A 16,842-nucleotide genomic window follows, 5' to 3' on the forward strand; every position below is an offset into this window, starting at 1 on the left:
GGCCAATAAAAAGCGGCCCGCAGGCCGCTTGTCTCTGTTCCCCTTGTCAGAACGGGAAGAACCAGGGGATGGCGATGACGCTCACCACCATCACCAGCAGGGTAAAGGGCACGCCCACGCGGATGAAGTCCATGAACTTGTAGTTGCCGGGCCCGAGCACCAGGGTATTGACCGGTGAGGAGACCGGCGTCATGAAGGCCGCCGAGGCGGCAATGGCGATGGTCATGGCGAAGGGATAGGGAGAGACCCCCATCTGCTGGGCCGTGCCGAGCGCAATGGGGGCCATCAGCACAGCGGTGGCGGTGTTGGAGATGAAGAGCCCGATGGCGGCGCAGAGCACGAACAGGCTGGCCAGCATGACACGGGGCCCCATCTCCCCCACCGCCGAGATCAGCCCGCCGACGATGAGATCAACCCCGCCGGTCTTCTGCAACGCCAGGGCGAAGGGCAACATGCCGACGATCAGGATCAGGGTCGGCCAGTGGATGGACTTGTAGGCGCTCTCCATGTCGATGCAGCGGAACTTGCCCATCAGCAGGCAGGCGATGATCGCCGCTATGACGTTGGGCACGGGATCCGTCACCATCAGCACTATCATGACCGCGAGGGCGATCAGGGCGTGGATGGCCTGGCTGCGGGCCGGCGCCATCTCGTCCACCTCGGCGGGCAGGCCGAGCAGCAGGAAATCCCTGTGGTGGGTCTGCAACTGGCGAATGAGGCTCCAGTTGCCCACCACCAGCAGGCTGTCCCCCATCAGCAGCGGCTCATCCACCAGCTTGCCGGTGAGCGCCTCGCCGTTGCGGCGGATCCCCACCACGCTCAGGCCGTAGCGGGAGCGGAAGGTCACCTCGCGGATACTCTTGCCGAGCAGCCGGGATCCCGGAATGAGGGAGACCTCGGCCATGCCCACCTCCCGCGCCTGATCCGAGAAGTACTCCCCGCGCAATATCATGGGTTCGAGCCGCGCCTCGCTGCAAAACTCCCGCACATCCACCTCGGGGTCGGACATGTCGATGAGCAGCACGTCCTTGGCCTGGAACTCGGTGACGCCGGAGACGGTCACCATCACCCGCCGAAACTTGCGCCAGCGCTCCAGCCCGATGACGTTGGCCCCGAAGCGGGCACGCAGCTGCAGCTCGTCCAGGGTCTGGCCTATCAGGGGAGAGTCGGGGCGGATCGCCAGGCGGCGTGCCCGGCCGGCCAGGCGATAGTCGCGGATGAGGTCGCGCATTGTGCTGCGCCCCGCCTGCTTGCCCTTGCCCTCTTCCCCCTCGTGCACCAGACGATGACGCATCAGCAGCATGTAGATCACCCCCAGCCCGAGGATCAGCACCCCCATGGGGGTGAAACCGAAGAAGCCGAAGCCCTGGATGCCATGGCGCATCAGCTCGCTGTTCACCACCATGTTGGGCGGCGTGGCCACCAGCGTCATCATGCCGCTGATGAGACCGGCAAAGCCGAGGGGCATCATCAGCCGTCCCGCCGGGATCCCCATCCGGTTCGCCACGCTCAGCACCACGGGGATGAAGATGGCCACCACCCCTGTGCTGCTCATCACGGCCCCCAGGGTCGCCACCGCCACCATCAGCAGCACCAGCAGCCGGGTCTCGCTGCTGCCCGCCACCTTCACCAGGGCATCCCCCACCTGATAGGCGATGCCGGTGCGCACCAGCCCCTCCCCCACCACGAACAGGGCGGCGATCAGGATGACGTTGGGATCGCTGAACCCCGCCAGCGCCTGCGGCAGCGTCAGGGTGCCGCTCAACACGAACAGGATGATGATCAACAAGGCCACCACATCCATGCGCACCCTGTTGGTAATAAACAGGAAGATGGCGCCCACCAGCATACTGAGCACCCAGATCAACTCGGAATTCACACTCGCTCCTTTCGTTCATGTCCGCCGGGCGGAGAACCGCGCCAGACGCCATCAGACCACAGCCAGTCCCCCTCCATTTTGTTACATATCAAGAAAGAGGAGCCCACATCATCGCACATTCGGGTTCACTTGCGGCCACTTTGCACGGCAGAGCAAGGGCGCCGGCGCCCGCCCCTCGCACGCCCAGGCAAAAAGTGCTGCGCGACCTCATCGGCACACCTAGAATGGGCCAGCCGCTGGCTGATCCGGCCCCTGCCCACCCCTTGTCCTTCGGAGAGAAGATGTCTGTTCACACCCCAACCTACCCGGAATTCACCTTCTTCGGCCGCTTCGTCGCCGATATCCAGTCCGGCCGCAAGACCATCACCATCCGCGACGAGAGCGAGGCCAACTGGCAGCCCGGCCAGCGGCTCGCACTCTTCACCAATCCGGAACACCAGCCCTTTGGTGCCATAGAGGTGCTCTCGGTCACCCCCGTGGCCTTCGATGAGCTGACCGACGAGCACGCTCGCCAGGAGAACATGACCCTAGCCGAGCTCAAAACCGTCATCCGGGACATCTACCCCGCACTGCCGCCGCTCTATATGATTGAATTCACACTGATTGAAGCCTGATTTTGTGAGCGGCCTCAGCTAACGCCGGTTGCGCTCCCGGGCCAAAAGCGCACAATACCTGTTTTTATATACAGTTGATGGGTGCGTTATGGATACACAACTTGAACCGGCCATTGCGACCATGGTGGCGGACTTCATCGCAGCAGGCCGCCCCAAGGCGAGCGGCCTGAGCTGGCAAGAGCGGCGTGAGGGCTATCTTGCCTCTGCCGTCTTGGGGGGAGAGCGGGCAGAGGTGGGCGCCATCGAAGAGTGGCAGGCCGATCACTACGCCATCCGGCTCTACCAGCCCAAGTGCCCCCCTTGCCCCGCCTATCCGGTGCTGATCTATTTCCACGGCGGCTGTTTCGTCAGCGGGGATTTCGAGACCCACGATCGCCAGATGCGGATGCTGTGCAACAGTGCCAATTCCCTGGTGTTTGCCGTCCACACACGCCTCGCCCCCGAGCATAGCTATCCTGCCGCCCATGACGATGCGCTGGCCGCGACCCTCGCCATCATGGCCGTGCTGCCGCAGTGGCGCGGCGATCCCGGGCGGGTCGCACTCGCAGGCGACAGCGCCGGTGGCCACCTCGCCCTGGTCACCACCTTGCGGCTCAAGGAGGCGGGAGCGGCACTGCCCGCCGCCCAGATCCTCATCTATCCCATGCTCGATGCTGCGGGCGACAGTGACAGCTATCAGCAGCTCGGTGAGGACTACCTTATCACCCGTGACATGCTGCTCAGCGGGTTTCAGGCCTATCTGGGCAGGCTGCCCGCCAGCCATCCCGAGGCGAGTCCGCTGCACCATCCTGATCTTGCGGGACTGCCGCCCACCCACATCCTCACAGCCGAGTGCGATCCCCTGCGTGACGAGGGAGAGGCCTTCTATGGCAAACTGCTGCGAGCCGGTGTTGCCGCCACCTGTCAGCGGCAGCTCGGGGTGATCCACGGTTTCTTCCAGCTGGCGGGCATCAGCCCTGCGGCCCGTCATGCCATCGCGCAGGTCGCCATGCTGATCAAGGGGCTCTGAGTTGGCTCCAACCCCCATGCCGTGCTAAAAGTGTCTCTTTTGAATCAGGGAGGTGACCCTAGTGTTTGAGATAGCGAGCCTGAAAGAGGGCATGATGCACGGGGTCGAGCTGTTCCAGCTGCTGCTGGAGATCATCTCCATCGCCTGCGTGGTGATAGGACTTGGCAAGACCCTCTGGCTGGCGGCACGGGTGCGGGATCACCAGCCCGGCTTTCCGCGCATTCGCCTCTGCTTCGGTAGCTGGCTCATCCTGGCGCTGGAGTTCCAGCTCGCCGCCGATATCCTGGCCACCACAGTGGCGCCGAGCAAGGAGGAGCTGATCCGCCTCGCCATCATCGCGGTGATCCGCACCTTCCTGAACTACTTCCTCGGCAAGGAGCTGGAGGCCCAGGCCGAACGCCAGCAGACACCCGGCGCCGAACAGCCCGAGGCGACCCGATAAGGGCACGCCGGCGGGCATATGAGTACGCCACCATCCCGACCAGGCCCTGGTCGGGATGGTGGCTTTGTGACACTGCCCGCAGTTTTGGCTATCAGCCAACAATGGAACCCTTTTCAAGGCCCACCTCACCCTGTCGACCCCGGCTCCCACTGCGTAACATGGCGGGACCACTTCGCCACCGGCCACGCTGATGCATCCTCACACCGCCCTCACTCTCGATCAGTGCGTTATCTACCAGATCTACCCCATGAGCTTTCAGGACAGCGACGGTGATGGCATGGGGGACATCAACGGCATCCGCCAGCGCCTGGACCACCTGGCGACCCTCGGAGTGGACCTGCTCTGGCTCACCCCCGTCTACCCTTCCCCCAGACGGGACAACGGCTACGACGTGGCGGATTACCGCGCTATCGACCCCGCCTTCGGCACCCTGGCCGAGATGGACTCGTTCATTGCCGAGGCGGGAGCGCGCGGCATGGGCATCATGATGGACATAGTCGCCAACCACACCTCCACTGAACATGCGTGGTTCAGGCAGGCGCTGGCCGGGGATCCCCGCTACCAGGCCTATTACGTCTTTCGGGACCAGAGCTTCGTCGATGCCCACCCGCTGAACTCCATCTTCGGCGGCAGTGCCTGGGAATACGTGCCAGCGCTTGATCGCTACTACCTGCACAACTTCGATGCGAGCCAGGCCGATCTCGACTGGGACAATCCGGCGGTGCGGGCCGAGATGGCGGAGGTGATCAACTTCTGGCTGGCCAGGGGCATCAAGGGGTTTCGCTTCGATGTGATCGACATGGTGAGCAAGGAGTGGTCACAGCTTGCCATGAGCAACGGCCCCCGCCTGCACGACTATATCCGCGAACTCAATGGCGCCAGCTTCGGCGGCAAGGGGATCATCACTGTCGGTGAGACCTGGGGGGCAGATCTGGCCCAGATGCGGCACTATTCGAACCCGGATGACAGCGAGTTCAGCATGGTGTTCAACTTCGAGCACCTGGGGCTGGGGCGCGATAAATGGACCTCCCGCTTTGACCTCTTCACCTTCAAAGGCGCCATGGCCCGCCACCAGAGCGGACTGCACGGCCAAGGCTGGAACAGCCTGTTTCTGGGTAACCACGACCTGCCCCGCGCCGTCTCCCGCTTCGGCGACGACAGCCCCGAGTGGCGCGAGCTGAGTGCCAAGCAGTGGGCCCTGGTGCTGCACATGATGCAGGGCACTCCCTTCATCTATCAGGGGGAGGAGCTTGGCATGACCAACCGCCGCTGGCAGCCAGAGGAGCTGCGCGATCTGGAGGCCATCAACTACAGCGCCAGCCAGCCGGGACTGGACCCCGCCGAGCTCGCCCGCCGCCTCGATGCCATCGGTCGCGACAACGCCCGCACGCCGATGCAGTGGGACTCGGGCCCCCGGGCCGGTTTCAGCACGGCAGAGCCCTGGATAGCGCTCAACGAGAACTACCTGGAGATCAACGCCGCCGAGCAGTTGGCCCGCCCCGACTCCCTGTTTCACTGCTATCGCCAGCTCATCGCCCTGCGCAAGGCCCACCCCGTCATTCGCCATGGCGACTTCGAACTGCTGGATGGGGACGATCCCCTGCGCATCAGTTACCGCCGCCGCTGGCGGGATCCGGCCACCGGCCAGACGCAGACTCTGCTGCTGCTCGCCAATCTCACCGCAACCCCCTTGCCCATGCCCTATTTTGACAAGCTAGCCAGCGACGCCAGCTTGCTGATGGGCAACTACCCCGGCCAGCCAGGGCCCTGCTTTGCCCCCTACCAGACGGCGGTCTGGCTTCTTGTGGAGCCCGCCATGGCGCTCCCGCCAGACCCCCATAGAACCGAGCTGAGCAGGCCTGGTCAGGGGCTAGCGGGTTGACTCTCCCCCGGAATCTGCGTATTTTGCGTCCAGATTTCATGTTGGACTGCTCTGCAATGTTGTACATCCTGTTCAAATGTTCTGTCAGGAGGCTGTGCTCCGTGCACTAACACGATGAAGTGTTGCCCGGAGCCACATCTCTTCTGAATCTTCATCAGATAGCGCTTGCGCCCTCCATAGAGGGAGGTGACCCCGCATCTGATGAGAACAGGAGAAAGGCCGGCGAGATGCTTCATCGCCGGCCTTTTTGTTTCTGATCTTCAGGACAAAGTTTCAATATTGCGTGAAACGGGGGCCGGTACGCCAAGTACCGCCCCCGTTTTTTTATGGATATAGCACCATGAGTCTGCTCAGCATTCACCATCTGACCTGTCACCTCGGTGACAAGACACTGTACCAGGACGCCAGCTTCACCCTGCTTCCCCGCGAACATATCTGCATCAGCGGCAGGAACGGCGTCGGCAAAAGCACCCTGCTCAAGCTGCTCCAGGGGGAGCGCCAGCCTGACGCCGGGGATATTCTCTGGCAGCCCGGTCTTGACCGTGGCTATCTCGACCAGCATGCCCAGCTGGACGGGCAACTGACGATACGGGCATATCTGCAAACGGCCTTTGCCCCCCTCTATCGGGCCGAGGCGGAGATGATGGCCATCTATGCCAGCCCGGCGCGCTGTGCCCAGCCCCACCAGCTGGCCCTGGCCGCCAGCCTCCAGACCACCCTGGAGAGCCAGTCGTTTTACCAGATAGAGAGCCGGATCGACGAGGTGGCCGCCGGCCTTGGCCTCACCCAGCTCGGCATGCAGACCCGCCTGGCCAATCTGAGCGGCGGCCAGCGCCACAAGGTGATGTTGGCCGGCTTGCTGCTGCGCTCGCCGGATCTGCTGCTGCTCGATGAGCCGACCAACTACCTGGACAGCGCCCACGTCGCCTGGCTGGCAAGCTACCTGGAAGGCTTCACGGGCGCCTTCCTGGTGGTCTCCCACGACAGGGATTTCGTGAACCGCATCGCCACCGGCATCTGCGATATCGATCGCCTGCAGCTTCGCAAATACCAGGGCAACCTCGACAAGGCCATGGCCCAGAAGAGGGCGGATGATGCCGCTCACGCCCGGCAATACCAGGCGCAGCAGAGGCAGATCGACAAGCTGGAGCGGTTCATCGCCAAGAACGGCGCCGGGGTCAACGCCAGCATCGCCAACGGTCGCAAGAAGCAGCTGGCACGCATCGAGCGCCTGACCAGCCCGGAGCGGGACAAGGGGGTCTCCCTCGCGTTTCGCAGCGCCGGGGGCGGCGGCCAGCAGGTGCTCGCCGCCTCTGAACTGGTCATCGGCCATGATCGCGCGCTGCTGGCGCCCCTGACTTTGACCCTCAGCCGGGGGGAAAAGGTGGTGATCGCCGGGTTCAACGGCGTCGGCAAGTCCACCCTGCTCAAGACGCTGGCGGGGGAGCTGGCTCCCCTGGGCGGTGGGCTCAGTCTCGCCCCCGGGGTCAAGGCGGGCTACTTCGAACAGGCGCTGCACTGGCCCCATCCGGATGCCAGCCCGCTCGCCCTGGTGAAGGCCGCCTGCCCCGCCCTCGATGACAAGGGCGCCAGGCTGCATCTGGCCCGGGTCGGCATCAGGGGCAAGCTGGCACTGCAACCGATCGCCGCCCTGAGTGGCGGGGAGCAGACCAGGGTGAAACTGTGCCGTCTGGCCCTGCAACCCAGCAACCTGCTGATCCTGGACGAACCGACCACCCACCTGGATGCCGCCCTCAAGGCAGCCCTGCAACAGGCGTTGCAGGGCTATGCCGGGACTGTGGTGGTGGTCTGCCACGAGCAGGCCTTCGTGGCCGGCTGGCCGGATCGGGTGCTGGACATTCACGCCCTCGCGGCCACCAACTCGGTATCACATGCGTAAGGTGAAGATCATGTTATTGAAAGTATTGCTCTTTTTTATTGCGTTCCTGGTGGGTGCCGATGAGCTGATGCTGGGCCCCCTGCTGACCCCCATAGGCCGGGAGCTGGGGGTCCAGCCCGAGCGGGTCACGCTGTTCATCACCGCCTACAGCCTGGCGCTGGCGCTGATCGCCCCCCTGCTCGGCAGCCTCTCGGATCGCCTCGGCAGGGTGAGGATCATGCTGCCCGCCGCCCTGCTGTTCGGGGCCGCCTCCATCGCCACCGGCCTGGTCGATAGCTTCGAGTGGGGGCTGGCAAGCCGGGTGCTCACCGGCCTCGCCAGTGCCGGCATGCTGCCCATCGCCTTTGCCATGGCGGCAGACGGCACGGGCAAAGATGCCATGAAGCGCATTGCCTGGGTGCAGTCCGGCCTGACGCTGGGCATGATAGCGAGCCCGGCCCTGGGGGCGCTGCTCGCGCAGTGGCACTCCTGGCGCGCCGCCTTTATCCTGCTCGGCCTCTGTGCCTGGGGAGTGGCGGCGGCCCTGGCCCTGCTGCCCGCTGGCAGGTCTTTGGCAGACAGATCGGCAGCGCGGCAGGAGGATAAGGGCGTCCGCCTGCTGGCCATCCCGGGTGCGGCCGGCGCCCTGCTGGCCATGTGCCTGGGCCTGGGCGGCGGCATTGGCCTGTTCAACCTGGTCGGCCAGCACCTGCGCGACACCCAGGGCCTGTCGATGGGGTCTGTGGGGCTCCTCTATGGGGCTCTCGGCATCATCAGCGTCATCGGCAACCTGCTGATGCCCCGCTTGTCTGGCCGGGTCGAGAGCGGGCGCGTCCTGATGCGCCTGGCCCTGATGGTCTGCGTGCCGGTCAGCGTCGGCTTCTATCTCTCTCCCGCCTCACTGCCTGCCCTGCTGCTGCCGCTCGGGCTGTGGGCGCTGGCGGGCGGCATAGGCTCCCCCGCCCTGCAGGGCCACATTGCCGGGCTCTCGTCGACCCACAGGGGCATGCTGATGTCGCTGGCGATGACCATGATGCACCTCGGGGTGGCGCTCTGGTCCGCCGTCGCCGGGTTTGCCTACAGTGCGGGGCCTGTGGCCCTGGCACTGCTGGCCATGGCGCTCTTTGGCGGGGCCATCGTCGCCCTGCGCCCCGTCCGACCCGGGGCCTGATGGGCTGATCCCCACGCTCGCACACAACAAGGGCTCCCTCGGGAGCCCTTTTTCGTCTCAAGGGAGCGCATCAGGCCGGGATGCTGGCCAGCTCGTGGCGCTTCAACGCCAGCAACGTGATGAGGAAGGCGGCGCTGGCGATCAGCGCCATGCCCACATAGGTGGCGCTGAACCCCGGGGCCAGCTCGGCCGGGCTCAGGCTCGCCAGGTTGTGGCTGGTCCCGGCCGGCAGGGCCCCGTGGAACAGCACGGCGCAGATGGCCACCCCGACTGCGCCCCCCAGCTCGCGACCGAAGTTGAACAGGGACATGCCGATGCCGCGATCTTCCCGCGGCAGGGCGTTTTGCACCACCACAGAGAGGGCCGGCAGCACCAGTCCCAGCCCCAGACCGGCGAAGCCCAGCCCCAGATTGGCAAGGAGATCGAAATGGATCTGCCACAGGGCCAGCGCCGCCAGGGCGAAGCCCATCACCACGAAGCGCTTGTAATGACCGGAGTGGCCGATCAGCTTGCCGCCGACGAAGGCCCCCGCCGTGATGCAGACCATGAAGATCACCATGTAGAGACCGCTCTCGCTGGCCCCCATCCCCTTCTGCCACTGCATCTGCAGCGGCAGGTAGACCAGCACCGCGAACATCAGCAGTTGCGAGGCCAGCGCCAGCAGCACGCTCACCAGATAACCGGGCAAGCGGGCCAGATGGGCGGGCAGTATGGGATCCTGGGCCCGTCGCTCCACCAGGATGAGCAGCAGCAGGGCCAGCGCCAGCCCCGCCGCCAGCCAGATGGCGGACAGCGCCGTCTCCGGCGAGAGCAGCAGCAGGGAGAGGGTGGTGACCGTGATGAGCAGCCCCGCCCCCTTCCAGTCGAAGCGGCTGTGCCGGCGCACGTTGAGGTGGCCCAGATTGCGGTTCACCAGCCAGAGCGCCAGGGCCCCGAGGGGCAGGTTGATCCAGAAGATCCAGCGCCAGCTCAGCTGCTCGGTGAAATAACCCCCGAGCAGGGGGCCGGCGATGCTGGAGACTGCATAGACCGCCGAGATGTAGCCCTGATACTTGCCCACCTCCCGCGGGGGAATGCAGTCGGCGATGACGGTGAAGGCGAGCGCGATCAGGCCACCGCCCCCCAATCCTTGCAGCACGCGGGCCGCCAGCAGGGTCGGCAGATCCTGGGCCAGGGCGCAGGCCACCGACCCCGCCAGAAACAGGCCTATGCCGATGTTGAGCATCCGCACCCGGCCGAACATGTCGCTCAGCTTGCCGTAGATGGGCAGGGCGGCGGTGGCCGCCAGCAGGTAGGCGGTGACCACCCAGGTGAGGGCGGCACCGGCGTTCAGCTCGGCCCCTATGATGGGCAAGGGGGTGGTGACTATGCTCTTTTCCAGTGAGCCCAGGGCGATCACCAGGGCCACGCTTGAGAAGACGGTTTTTGGGGACATAAAAGAGGCTCGCTACTGTGAGTTGCCGGCACCCGAGGCGCAGAGCGCATTATTGTCTCATAAATCAGCAGCCCATGGTCAAACCCGCCGCCTGCCCAGGCCATGACGGCGGTCGCGGCATCCGGGGAGCGGATCTGGTACTGTGCTCTTTTGGCCGAGGAGGCAGTACCCCATGTCCGAGCAGTTCCAGTTTGAACAATACGACGCCCTGATCTTCGATATGGACGGCACCCTGGTGGACTCCATGCCCCTGCACCTGGATGCCTGGGAAACCACCAGCGCCGAGTTCGGCCTGCCGTTCGATCGGGCACAGCTCAACGAGTACGGTGGCATTCCCACCCGCAAGATAGTGGCCATGCTGGCCGAGCAGCACGGGCTGGCCATCGACGTGGAGGCCTTCGCCCGCCGCAAGATAGCCCTCTACCTGGAGCGGATCGACAAGGTCCGCGTCTTCCCCGCCATGTGGGAGCTGGTCAAGCGCTGCCACGGCAAGGTGCCCATGGGCATAGGCACAGGCTCAACCCGGGATCATGCGACGCACATACTGAGAAATACCGGCCTCGATGCCTTCATCCCCGTGCTGGTGAGCGCCGACGACGTGACCAACCACAAGCCCCATCCCGACACCTTCCTGAGAGTGGCCGAGCTGCTCGGCGCCAACCCGGCCAACTGCCTGGTGTTTGAAGACACCCCCATCGGCATCCAGGCGGGCAAGGCCGGCGGCATGACCACATTGCTGGCCACCGAAGGCGCGCTGCAACGAGTGTGAGACCGGGTTAGCGAAGCCCCCGCCACTGCTGCCAGAGTCCGCCAAGGAAGGCGAGCAGGAAGAGGCCCAGAGCCACCTCCCAATGGAAAGTGAAATAGAGATCCGCCGGCAGGGACACCAGATAGATAAACAGGACGCTGAACAGGCCGCGACAGAGCGGCCCTTTCAAGACAGACCAGCGCAGCAGCGTGGCAACGCCGGCCCCCTTGCCAGACAGGGCCATCAGCTCATCCCCAGCAGGCCGAGAATGCCGGCGACTGTGTACCACGGATTGTGCACCCTGCGCTCCTCTTCCAGCGCCTCATGATTCTGCAACAGCGTCAGCACCTCGGCCGGGGTATCGGCAAAAGAGGGGGCAACGACAGTCACAAACCCCTGCTCGACCAGTTGGCGACGCTCATCGTCATAACCGACCGCCCAGGGTTCGAGATAGGTAAATGACTGGCCTTGTTTGAAGAAGTGATAGCGAGACATGGTGGGCTCCGAAGCATTGGACCCCCACTCTACACCGGCGGTTGCAAACTGGCTCACCCCGAATGGGTAGCCAACGCAGTCTCAAACAGGGGCCGAATGCTCTTCATGACATGACTCCGCACAAGGCGTGATACCCACCGCCAGAGGGCCGATGGTCCGCTCAAGCGGGCAGTTTCATGCCAGCGAAAAACCCGGGAGCACAGGGCCAAGGGGGCGTAGGCCAGGCGCAAAGTGCCATAAAAAAACGCCCCGTCCGGGGCGTTTCTACCAACAACCGCCGTTACATGGCGTTGGTGGATTCGAAGATCTTGTCGGCGGACGCCTCGACGAAGCCCGGGTAGAGCACGCCGTCCGGCTGGGGGTAGCGCAGGGCAAACTCGTAGAAGCAGCTCGGTATGGTGCGCACGCCGTCGCTGAAGGGCACCTCGGCTTTGTCCGCCATGGTGGAGGATTGCTCCAGCATCACCTGGGGATCCCCCTTCACCTCGCCGCCGACGGTGTTGAGCACGAAGCCTGCCGCCTTGAGCGCCGCATTGACCTGCTGGATGGTGTCGAAGTCCTTCAGGCGGTTGATATTGACGGTGAAGTGGTTGGCACGATAACCCCAGGCGGCCATCCAGGCGGCATACTCGCTCTCTGCCAGCAGGGTCTGGTAGTCGGCGTGGGAGACCTGCCAGGGAGCGCCGGCGTAGAGGAAGGCCGGGGTGTCGGTCAGGTGATCGGGCACCTGATCCACCAGCTTGTGGATGATGGCCTGGGCGCCTTCGGAGAGCTCTTCCACCTTCAGCTCGCTGATAAACACCTTGGGCGCGTCAGGATCGGCATGCTCGAAATGTTTGGCATAGAGCTTCTTGGCCTTGAACACATACTCGCCCTTCTCCTCGTACCCCAGGGCGCGGAAGTGGGCCGCCAGTTTCTCGAGACCGAGCTTGGGCAGGTTGTAGGTCCGAAACGCCACGTGATCGTTGATGATGGGGGCACCGCCCCCCAGCAGTTGGTGAACCTTGTGGGCACTGGGGGTGACTTGAATGTAGTTGTCCCACAGATGGCCAAACAGGGTCTCGATATCCTTTTGCATCTCTCTTTCCTTTGATTGCGGGTACAGACAAGGGCACCTGTTCAGTGCCCCTCTTTTATTTTCTTGTTATCAGAAGGTCAGACCGGGAGACAGCTGATCCGGCATGCTCGCCCTGCTGTCTTCGACGGAGGCGACCGGAGATATGACACAGCAGTCGTCGGCATTGAGCCATCTCGTCTGCATCGCTATCTCCATGAACGATTAAAACGTCAAACCCGGGGACAGCTGATCCGGCATGCTCGCCTTGCTGTCTTCTACCGAGGCAACCGGGTACGCACAGTAGTCGGCGGCGTAGTAGGCGCTCGCCCTGTGGTTGCCGGAGGCACCGATACCGCCGAAGGGCGCGGCGCTGGAGGCGCCCGTGATGGGCTTGTTCCAGTTGACTATGCCGGCACGGATCCGCTTGAAGAAGTGGTTCCAGTCCGCCTCGTTGTCACCGAGCAGGCCGGCGGAGAGGCCGAAGCTGGTGGCGTTGCCCTGGTCGATGGCGGCATCGAAATCGTCGTAACGAATGAGCTGCAGCAGCGGGCCGAAGTACTCTTCGTCCGGCAGCGCGCTGACCGCGGTCACGTCTATGATGCCCGGAGAGACGAAACCGGTGCCCGCCTCCAGGTGCTTGAGGGTGAGCAGGCTCTCGCCGCCGAGCGCTTGCAGCTTGGCTTGTGCCTCGACCATGCCGAGCGCCGCCCGCTCGCTGATCATAGCGCCCATAAAGGGCTGAGCCTCGTCATCGTAGTGACCGACCCGGATCTGGCCGACCACCTCTACCAGGCGCTTGACCAGGGCATCGCCCTGGGTGCCGCGCTCCACGAACAGGCGGCGGGAGCAGGTGCAGCGCTGGCCGGAAGTGATGAAGGCGGACTGGACTATGGCATGGACGGCGCCGTCGATGTCGCTCACATCCTTGACGATGAGCGGGTTGTTGCCCCCCATCTCGAGGGCCAGGATCTTGCCGGGCTGACCGGCAAACTGCTGGTGCAGGAAGTGGCCGGTGCGGGACGAGCCGGTGAAGAAGAGGCCGTCGATGTCCGGATTGCCGGCCAGCGCCTTGCCTGTCTCCACCTCGCCCTGCACCAGGTTGAGCACGCCCTTGGGCAGCCCCGCCTCCTGCCAGATCTTCAGCATGGCCTCGGCCACCATGGGGGTCAGCTCGGAAGGTTTGAACACCACGGCGTTGCCCGCGATAAGCGCAGGCACTATGTGACCGTTCGGCAGGTGGCCCGGGAAGTTGTAGGGGCCGAACACGGCAACCACGCCGTGGGGCTTGTGGCGCACGAACGCCTTGGCACCGGGCATGGGGTTCTCCACCGTGCCGGTACGCTCGTCATGGGCGCGGATGGAGATGGCGATCTTGCCCTGCATGGCCGCCACTTCGGTGCGGGTCTCCCACAGGGGCTTGCCGGTTTCCCGGGCTATGGTCAGCGCCAGCGCCTCCTTGTGCTCGCCGAGCAGATCGGCATAACGGCGCACTATGGCCAGACGATCCTCGAGGGCCAGATCGGACCAATGGTAGAAGGCCGCGCGGGCAGCCTTGACGGCGGCGTCCACCTGGGCTGCGCTGGCCGCCCCCCCCTGCCAGATCACTTCGTTCCTGGCCGGATCTTTTGATTCGAACGGCTTGCCTTCACCGGCCAGCCACTGGCCATCGATAAACTGGACTAAAGACATCATCAATTCACTCCCTGTGGTGCACAGGCCGCCTCGGCAGCCTGCTTCAATGTGGTGATATGGATCCGTTATTCCAGATCGACGACCCGAACCATGTCGCCACTCTCCACCTTGAGGGCGGCCGCCATCTTGGGCGGTATGATGGCTTCGTGCTTGTCCAGATCGACCCGGATGTTGCCGTAGCAGGCGCGGTATTGTTCAAATCTGGCATTGCAGACGAGATAGGTATGACCGCCGATGGGTTCACCCACCAGCACCGCCAGCTTCTGGCTGCGGCGCACGCTGCGGATGTGCTTCACGTCGCACTCGACGGTGGGGCCGGCATCGAAGATGTCGACATAACCACGGTTCACGAAGCCCTCGTCCTGCAGCATCTTGATGGCCGGACGGGTCTTCTCGTGGGTCTGGCCTATGACGGCGCGCGCCTCGTTGCTCAGCAGGTTCACGTAGATGGGGTACTTGGGCATCAGCTCGGCGATAAAGCGCTTCTTGCCGATGCCGGTGAGGTAATCGACGGTGGGAAAGTCCATCGAGAAGAAATGCTTTTGCAGCCACTCGTAGAAGGGGCTGTGACCGTTCTCATCGGAGACGCCGCGCATCTCGGCGAAGACGGTCTTGTCAAACAGCTCGGGGTGCTCGGCCATGAACAGGAAGCGGTGCTTGGAGAGCAGACGGCCATTGAGCCCCTCGCGGGCACATTCGCGCAGAAACAGGGTGCACAGCTCGGAGTTGCCGGTGTAGTCGTTGGAGAGGGTGAGCGTCTCCACCACGTTGTAGATGCCGAGCTTGGGGGAAGAGTGCACCACCTTGCCGATGTGGTAGTTGTAAAACGGCTGGGACAGGCCGACCGCCGCGTCTATGGCGCAGGTACCGACCATCTCGCCGGTCTCCAGGTCTTCGGCCACGAAGAAGTAGAGGCAGTCGCCCTTGCCGGCGGGCTTGTCCAGGAAGGTCTGGGTCGAGGCATCGATCTTGCGTTGCAGCAGTTCATCGTTGACCGGCAACGAGGTCATGCCGGTGCCGGATTCGATGGCACAGGTCTTGAGGCCGGCGAAGTCGCGCTGCTCGATAGGACGGATAACCAACATAAATGACAACTCCCTTTCATTGACGACAGGTGGGGTCCCGGCTCCTGCCGGGAGGGCTCCCCACCTCAACTTGGATCAGGCGTTGACCACCTGAGCAACCGCTTTCTCGAACCGTGCCAGCCCTTCCTTGATGTCCGCTTCCGGGATCACCAGGGAGGGGGCGAAGCGCACCACGTTGGTGCCCGCCACCAGCGCCATCAACCCCTGGTCGATGGAGGCCAGCAGGAAGTCACGGGAGCGCCCCTTGAAGTCATCGTTCAGCACGGCGCCCAGCAGCAGACCCTGACCACGCACTTCGCTGAAGCAGTGGTACTTGGCGTTGATGGCGGCGAGACCGTCGCGGAACAGCTGCTCGCGCTGCTTGATGCCGCTCAGCACTTCCGGGGTGTTGACCACGTCCAGCACGGCTTCGGCCACGGCGCACGCCAGCGGGTTGCCGCCGTAGGTGGAGCCGTGAGTACCCACTTTCAGGTGAGACGCGATCTCGGTGGTGGTCAGCATGGCGCCGATGGGGAAGCCGCCGCCCAGTGCCTTGGCGCTGGTGAGGATGTCCGGCGTGACGCCAAGGCCCATGTAGGCGAACAGCTCGCCGGTACGACCGACCCCGGATTGCACCTCGTCATAGATCAGCAGGGCATTGTGCTTGGTACAGAGTTCACGCACCCCTTTGGCAAACTCGTCGGTGGGGCTGATGATGCCACCCTCACCTTGCAGCGGCTCCATCACCACGGCGCAGGTATTGTCGGAGATGACGGAGGCCAGCTCGGCCAGATCGTTGTAGGTCACGTGGGTGATGTCGGCGGGCTTCGGACCGAAACCATCGGAGTAGGCCGCCTGGCCGCCGACGCTGACGGTGAAGAAGGTCCGACCGTGGAAGCCCTGGTGGAAGGCGATGATCTGGGTCTTGTGGGCACCGAACTTGTCGATGGCGTAACGACGGGCCAGCTTGAGGGCGGCTTCGTTCGCTTCGGCGCCGGAGTTGCAGAAATAGACCTTCTCGGCAAAGGTGGCGGCGACCAGCTTCTTGGCCAGGCGCAGGGCCGGCTCGTTGGTCATCACGTTGGAGAGGTGCCACAGCTTCTCACCCTGGGTTTTCAGGGCTTCGACCAGCTTGGGATGGCAATGGCCCAGGCCATTGACCGCGATCCCGCCCGCGAAGTCGACATACTCGCGGCCTTCCTGATCCCAGACACGTGATCCCTCGCCGCGTACCGGAATGATCTTGGCCGGCGCATAGTTGGGAACCATCACTTCATCAAACACTTCACGTGTCACTGCCAACAACTCTGACATATTGCTCTCCTGCTATATCGCGGCAGAATAATCCACCGCCCAAAAGTTAAATCCGTGTAAACGTGGCGGAATTATCACAGAAAAAAAGTAAAAAGTCTGTAACTTAACCGCCAATGAGGAACAATGTTCGATTGCCCGTGAGATTTTAGGCAACCGCATTG

The 16,842-nt window shown here is 63.9% G+C and carries 15 protein-coding genes; 7 read left to right on the forward strand and 8 right to left on the reverse strand.

Translation table 11 applies throughout. The features are described from left to right. Positions 1 to 46 precede the first annotated feature (46 nt). Positions 47 to 1,879: an SLC13 family permease gene (locus AAHB08_RS17990; protein ID WP_202046449.1), complete on the reverse strand. Its 1,833-nt coding sequence runs from the start codon at positions 1,877 to 1,879 to the stop codon at positions 47 to 49. Between the two features lie 281 nt (positions 1,880 to 2,160). Here AAHB08_RS17990 and yqfB point away from each other — a divergent pair, with 281 nt between their 5' ends. From yqfB to AAHB08_RS18020, 6 genes are all read left to right on the forward strand, one after another. Beyond that, positions 2,161 to 2,493, forward strand: coding sequence for a N(4)-acetylcytidine aminohydrolase (gene yqfB / locus AAHB08_RS17995; protein ID WP_342059677.1), 333 nt, complete (start codon positions 2,161 to 2,163; stop codon positions 2,491 to 2,493). A gap of 88 nt (positions 2,494 to 2,581) precedes the next feature. Further along, positions 2,582 to 3,502 carry an alpha/beta hydrolase gene (locus AAHB08_RS18000; RefSeq protein ID WP_342059678.1) on the forward strand — a complete coding sequence of 307 codons (921 nt, stop codon included), beginning with the start codon at positions 2,582 to 2,584 and terminating at the stop codon, positions 3,500 to 3,502. 61 nt (positions 3,503 to 3,563) lie between these two features. Beyond that, complete coding sequence (locus AAHB08_RS18005; RefSeq protein WP_342059718.1) at positions 3,564 to 3,944, forward strand: DUF1622 domain-containing protein; 381 nt, start codon at positions 3,564 to 3,566, stop codon at positions 3,942 to 3,944. A gap of 190 nt (positions 3,945 to 4,134) precedes the next feature. After that, positions 4,135 to 5,826, forward strand: coding sequence for an alpha-glucosidase (locus AAHB08_RS18010; protein ID WP_342059679.1), 1,692 nt, complete (start codon positions 4,135 to 4,137; stop codon positions 5,824 to 5,826). A 340-nt stretch (positions 5,827 to 6,166) separates the two neighbouring features. Next, entirely contained in the window at positions 6,167 to 7,726 is a 1,560-nt protein-coding gene (locus tag AAHB08_RS18015) for an ABC-F family ATP-binding cassette domain-containing protein (RefSeq protein ID WP_342059680.1), read from the forward strand. A gap of 10 nt (positions 7,727 to 7,736) precedes the next feature. Then, entirely contained in the window at positions 7,737 to 8,876 is a 1,140-nt protein-coding gene (locus AAHB08_RS18020) for an MFS transporter (RefSeq protein WP_342059681.1), read from the forward strand. A 70-nt stretch (positions 8,877 to 8,946) separates the two neighbouring features. Here AAHB08_RS18020 and AAHB08_RS18025 read toward each other — a convergent pair whose 3' ends face one another. Then, positions 8,947 to 10,311: an MDR family MFS transporter gene (locus AAHB08_RS18025; protein WP_342059682.1), complete on the reverse strand. Its 1,365-nt coding sequence runs from the start codon at positions 10,309 to 10,311 to the stop codon at positions 8,947 to 8,949. A gap of 172 nt (positions 10,312 to 10,483) precedes the next feature. Between AAHB08_RS18025 and AAHB08_RS18030 the strand changes: the two genes are divergently transcribed. Beyond that, the gene (locus tag AAHB08_RS18030) at positions 10,484 to 11,080 is read left to right on the forward strand and encodes an HAD family hydrolase (protein ID WP_202046456.1); all 597 of its coding nucleotides are present in this window, start codon (positions 10,484 to 10,486) and stop codon (positions 11,078 to 11,080) included. Between the two features lie 7 nt (positions 11,081 to 11,087). Here AAHB08_RS18030 and AAHB08_RS18035 read toward each other — a convergent pair whose 3' ends face one another. From AAHB08_RS18035 to AAHB08_RS18060, 6 genes are all read right to left on the reverse strand, one after another. Next, positions 11,088 to 11,303, reverse strand: a complete 216-nt coding sequence (locus tag AAHB08_RS18035; protein WP_342059683.1) for a hypothetical protein — start codon at positions 11,301 to 11,303, stop codon at positions 11,088 to 11,090. Beyond that, the gene (locus AAHB08_RS18040) at positions 11,303 to 11,554 is read right to left on the reverse strand and encodes a hypothetical protein (RefSeq protein WP_342059684.1); all 252 of its coding nucleotides are present in this window, start codon (positions 11,552 to 11,554) and stop codon (positions 11,303 to 11,305) included. The genes AAHB08_RS18035 and AAHB08_RS18040 overlap by 1 nt, the downstream gene beginning before the upstream one ends. Before the next feature lie 280 nt (positions 11,555 to 11,834). Further along, on the reverse strand, positions 11,835 to 12,632 hold the full coding sequence (locus AAHB08_RS18045) for a DUF1338 domain-containing protein (protein WP_247625772.1): 798 nt from the start codon (positions 12,630 to 12,632) through the stop codon (positions 11,835 to 11,837). A gap of 201 nt (positions 12,633 to 12,833) precedes the next feature. After that, on the reverse strand, positions 12,834 to 14,303 hold the full coding sequence (gene astD / locus AAHB08_RS18050) for a succinylglutamate-semialdehyde dehydrogenase (protein ID WP_342059685.1): 1,470 nt from the start codon (positions 14,301 to 14,303) through the stop codon (positions 12,834 to 12,836). Between the two features lie 65 nt (positions 14,304 to 14,368). After that, a complete protein-coding gene (gene astA / locus AAHB08_RS18055; protein ID WP_025326162.1) occupies positions 14,369 to 15,388 on the reverse strand; it encodes an arginine N-succinyltransferase in 1,020 nt (339 codons plus the stop codon). A 75-nt stretch (positions 15,389 to 15,463) separates the two neighbouring features. Beyond that, positions 15,464 to 16,681, reverse strand: a complete 1,218-nt coding sequence (locus tag AAHB08_RS18060; protein WP_342059686.1) for an aspartate aminotransferase family protein — start codon at positions 16,679 to 16,681, stop codon at positions 15,464 to 15,466. Between the last annotated feature and the right edge of the window lie 161 nt (positions 16,682 to 16,842).

It is taken from the genome of Aeromonas sp. OTU364, assembly GCF_038440395.1.
In the GTDB taxonomy this organism is placed as follows: Bacteria; Pseudomonadota; Gammaproteobacteria; order Enterobacterales; family Aeromonadaceae; genus Aeromonas.